The organism is Syntrophales bacterium (genome assembly GCA_030655775.1).
GTDB lineage: Bacteria > Desulfobacterota > Syntrophia > Syntrophales > JADFWA01 > JAUSPI01.
This window is the reverse complement of the sequence record JAUSPI010000018.1, coordinates 1-4,356: the sequence shown is the minus strand read 5'-3', so window position 1 is coordinate 4,356 and position 4,356 is coordinate 1. Positions and strand designations below refer to the sequence as shown.

Here is a 4,356-nt window from a genome sequence, read left to right as displayed (position 1 = left end):
CGTTTCACGATACTCTCGTTTGGACCGTGGACTCATGATTATCCCTCCTTTTGGAAGTCGATGTTCGGTAACATCGAATTATGAGTCAACGATCCCTTTTTAGCCACTCCTTCGGTAACATTTAATATGAGGCAATTCGGGAGCGAAATAAGACCTTGACAGAAATTTAGAATGAGTATAAATTACTTCGTTGTCTTGAGAAATAAGCTTAAATGTTTACAAAATCTGTAAACATCTTGAAATCTAACTCCGATGGATTTCATAACATGTTAATTTTTAAGTGAAATTGAAGTTACATGCGGTTAAGTGCAGAGAACTTCGAAAAGTTAAGGGATAGCACTATTACATTTGTCAGCTATGCTTGCTGTGCGTTTTAATGGAAGTTTCAAAGGTCTTGTGCTTTGGGCCCATAGCTCAGTTGGAAGAGCCACCGGCTCATAACCGGTAGGTCCCTGGTTCGAACCCAGGTGGGCCCACCATCTTTTGGTGAGAGCTTCGCAGAACTAACAAAAAGCCCTATGAACTGAACAGCGAGCGCATTCCCCGCTGCTTGCGGCGGGGAGCTTCAATATAATTCCAAAAGCGATAGACCTTTGAAAAACTGAAAAATATGGTTTTTTGAGGGTGAAAAAATGTTCTGAGCATTGAAAAACTATTTTTCAAAGCTTTCAGCGAGTTGATATTTTTTTCAATAACAGTGTAGGCAACCGCCCACAAGGCGATACTTACAGACAAGGAAAAATTTTTCCATGTTGTGTGCCCCATTGCAGGATGAACCCCAGGTCGAGAAGATGTTTTTAGCCTCTTTTTCAGGTAATGGATGTCTGTAATAAAATAGAAAATTGTGTGAATGATTGTATATGGCTGATATTAAGCAAACATCATGTTGTTCAGGAGATTCTCGTTCCGTAAAAAATGCACCAATTTGGTGCATTTTTTTTTTGTAAATGAGTCGGAGTCGTAAATGAAGGAGGGAGCTTATTGAAGAAACAGATATTATTATTAATTGAACTTCAGAAAAACGATTTAGAGATGAAAGATATAAAAATGAAGAATCAGAAATTGCCGGATAAGATAGCCGAACTTGATACGGAATTTCAGAGTTTTGAGGATAAGGTGGGGGAGGAAAGGAGAAGATTTGAAGAATTAAATGTGATGCACAGAGAAAAAGAGGAAAGCCTTAAAAGAGGGATCGAAAGTCTGAAAAAGACTAAAAATAGATTGCTGGAGATAAAAACAAACAAAGAATATCATGCTATGCTTAAAGAGATTGAAACTGTCGAGGGGAAAAACAGCGAGATCGAAGATGGGATTATTTATATCTTGGAAGAAACAGATGTCGTAAGGGAAGGATTGAAAAGTAAGGAAGAGGAACTGAACGCTTATCGTTTGAAGTACGAAAAAGTAAGAAGTGAGATTGAGCAGGAAATAAATTCCGTCGATTCTGAACTGTTAGCCTGTCATAAGAAAATTGATGATGTTAGGGGGGAAATTGATAGGGATCTTCTCAAAAAATATGAAATTATTAAGGAAAAGAGAAATGATCTTGCCGTGGTTTCGGTGTGGAATGGAGTTTGTGGTGGATGTCACATGAATATTCCTCCTCAGATGTACAACGAATTGCAAAAATTTGAGGATTTGATATTATGTCCTAACTGTAATAGAATTATACATTGGAGTGATATAGATAAAAATTAACATCTTTTAGTGGTGTCGGAGTAGGTCAGATGATCGCTGGTTCGGTTGTGCAATGAACTTGTCCTGAATTTGTTTCAGGATTCAAGATAGTATGCCGGACTGGAGGAAAGTCCGAGCTCCACAGGGCAGGATGGTCGCTAACGGCGACTGGGGGTGACCCTAAGGAAAGTGCCACAGAAAATATACCGCCCGGTAAGATTGGCCGTGTCCATTATACTGGGTAAGGGTGAAAAGGTGAGGTAAGAGCTCACCAGTTTCTCGGGTGACCGGGAAAGCTTGGTAAACCCCATCTGGAGCAAGACCAAATAGGAGAACGTTTGAGAGTAGCCCGCTCGAAGTTCTCGGGTAGCGTCGCTTGAAGCAACAGGCAACTGTTGTTCCAGATTAATGATCATCGCCCTCTTTCGGGTGACCGGGAGGGGGAAACAGAACTCGGCTTACGATCTGCTCCGGCACACTTCAAGAAAATAAGCATTCAGCGTTCAGCTATCAACTGTCGAATTTGAACTAAGCCATTATTATCGTTTGTGATTCAAACTTGCTGAAGAACCCGGAATATGGACGTTTTACCAATGATATGAATGAGGTGAAGCGTGTGCTTATATTCTGACAGCTCAATACTTGACAGTCTCGTAAAAAATCTTTTGCGAGTGAATTCGAAGAATCACGTAAGTAATTTGAGGATTTTGGGAAAAAGATGATGATGGTAACTGGTGTTTAAAAAATCTAATTGTTTGAGTGCATAAGCGCGAGTTTTAGATTTTTAGCTGGCAACACCAGCATCCCCAAAATACTCTCTGAGCGAGTAAAAATGACTTTTTACGGGTGCATCAATACTTCCTTTGAAAAGAAAAGTTATGACTAAAAAATCCCCAATGATCTGCATTTTCCTTATTGGTTTGTCCCTCATGTTTGTGGGGAAGGGTCACACTTACGATGTTATGCAGGCAATGAGGGTGGCTGATAGTTATCTTAAAAGGGGACTTGACCTCGAAGCAATTGGTGTCTATCAGGATATTGTAGATAATTCTAATGATTATGACATACAGGCAAAATCGGTGTTAAGGATAGGAGATATTTACAGTTATTTTCTGAATAATGATCATCTGGCGCTGGAAAAATATTCTATTGTGAAGGAAAAATATCACAGGAGCGAATATGTTGGAAATGCTTATTTCAATTCGGGGATGATCCTCTACGAGAAAGGAAAGAATAGAGAGGCGTTGGAGCAATTCAGGAAGTATCTTGAAAGGTTTCCCCGGGGGGAGAGGAGGGGTACGGCCGAATTTATGATCGAGACCTGTTCAAAGCCTTCCACCATGATCAAGAAGGAAGATAAAAGAGAGACTTTCAAAATATCCATAGATGAAAAGATAAGGGTCTTGATCATTGAAGGTAAGAAGGAGATTACTGTAAGCTGCTCTACCCCATTTATGGTGAAGGATTTAAATGGAATGAATACACTTTTCAGATTACCCTCCGACCAGATTGCTGTTGTAAGGACACACAGTAAAACCATAATGGTAAATGATGCTGCCTTGCCCTCCTCCACCAGCAGGTTGGTTATATTTCCATCTGAAGAGGGAATATTGAAGGTAAACGGTAAATCCTACAGGGGAAGAATCAGGATACAGAAGAGCACAGATGGAGGAGTGGATGTTATTAATGTTTTAGGATTGGAGGAATATCTTTATGGTGTTGTACCAAAAGAAATGTCCCCACGTTGGTCGTCAGAGGCGCTGATGGCGCAAGCAATAGTGGCAAGAAGCTATGCAGTTTATCAGAAGGAGAAAAACAAGAATAAAGATTATGATGTTTATTCAACAACATATTCCCAGGTTTATGGAGGATATGATGTGGAATCTGAACATTCTAACAGAGCTGTATATGAAACCAGGGGGAAAATGCTTGTTTATGATAATCAGCCGGTTTTGGCCTATTTCCATTCAAACAGCGGTGGACAAACCGAGAATGCAAAGAATGTATGGACGGCGGATGTTCCCTATCTTAAAGGGATTCCCGATAGCTATAGTGCAAAAGCTCCAAATTATTTATGGACGTTGTTTTTGGGCCTTGATGAGATAAAAGGTGCCCTGAACAAACATGGTGTTGGCATTGGTGACATACATGAAATTACCACTCCAGAGGTTAGCCCTAGCGGTAGGGTTAAGAGAGTAAGGATATTGCATAGCGGTGGGGAAAGTATCCTTACCGGCAATAACTTTCGTATCAAAGTAGATCCTACAATGATTAAAAGCACTCTCTTTACCATGACAAGAGAAAGGAACGGGATTCGTTTTGACGGCAGAGGGTACGGCCATGGTGTTGGGCTCAGTCAGTGGGGAGCATATGTGATGGCCAAAGAAGGGCATTCCTGCAGGGATATTTTAAAGCATTACTATTCAGAAGTAGACATCCGGTAGATAGGAACCAGGAGCCAGGAGTCAGGAGACAGGAGTCTGAATCTCCATTTGCATTTTAAATTCTGGATACTGAATCCTGACTTCTGGTTTCATGGCAGGTCTTAACCCAAATTCATGATTTGCGCCCTGAAAATTGCCGAAATCTGGCAGGCAAGAAAACATGATATGTTTAATTACAATACCTTACGATTGCAGGTAGCCTGAAACGTCATTTGTAGTGCCAGAAAATGACTCA

The 4,356-nt window shown here is 40.6% G+C and carries 2 protein-coding genes, 1 tRNA gene and 1 other RNA gene; all 4 read left to right on the top strand.

Annotated elements, in window-relative coordinates:
* Positions 1–403: 403 nt before the first annotated feature.
* The 4 genes from Q7J27_00810 to Q7J27_00795 all read left to right on the top strand — a co-directional run bounded on the left by Q7J27_00810 (position 404) and on the right by Q7J27_00795 (position 4,121).
* Positions 404–479: transfer RNA gene (locus Q7J27_00810), tRNA-Ile, on the top strand.
* A gap of 502 nt (positions 480–981) precedes the next feature.
* Positions 982–1,698, top strand: coding sequence for a C4-type zinc ribbon domain-containing protein (locus Q7J27_00805; GenBank protein MDO9527680.1), 717 nt, complete (start codon positions 982–984; stop codon positions 1,696–1,698).
* 17 nt (positions 1,699–1,715) lie between these two features.
* An RNA gene (gene rnpB / locus Q7J27_00800) (RNase P RNA component class A) lies at positions 1,716–2,153 on the top strand.
* Positions 2,154–2,573: 420 nt separating this feature from the next.
* Positions 2,574–4,121, top strand: coding sequence for a SpoIID/LytB domain-containing protein (locus Q7J27_00795; protein ID MDO9527679.1), 1,548 nt, complete (start codon positions 2,574–2,576; stop codon positions 4,119–4,121).
* Positions 4,122–4,356 lie beyond the last annotated feature (235 nt).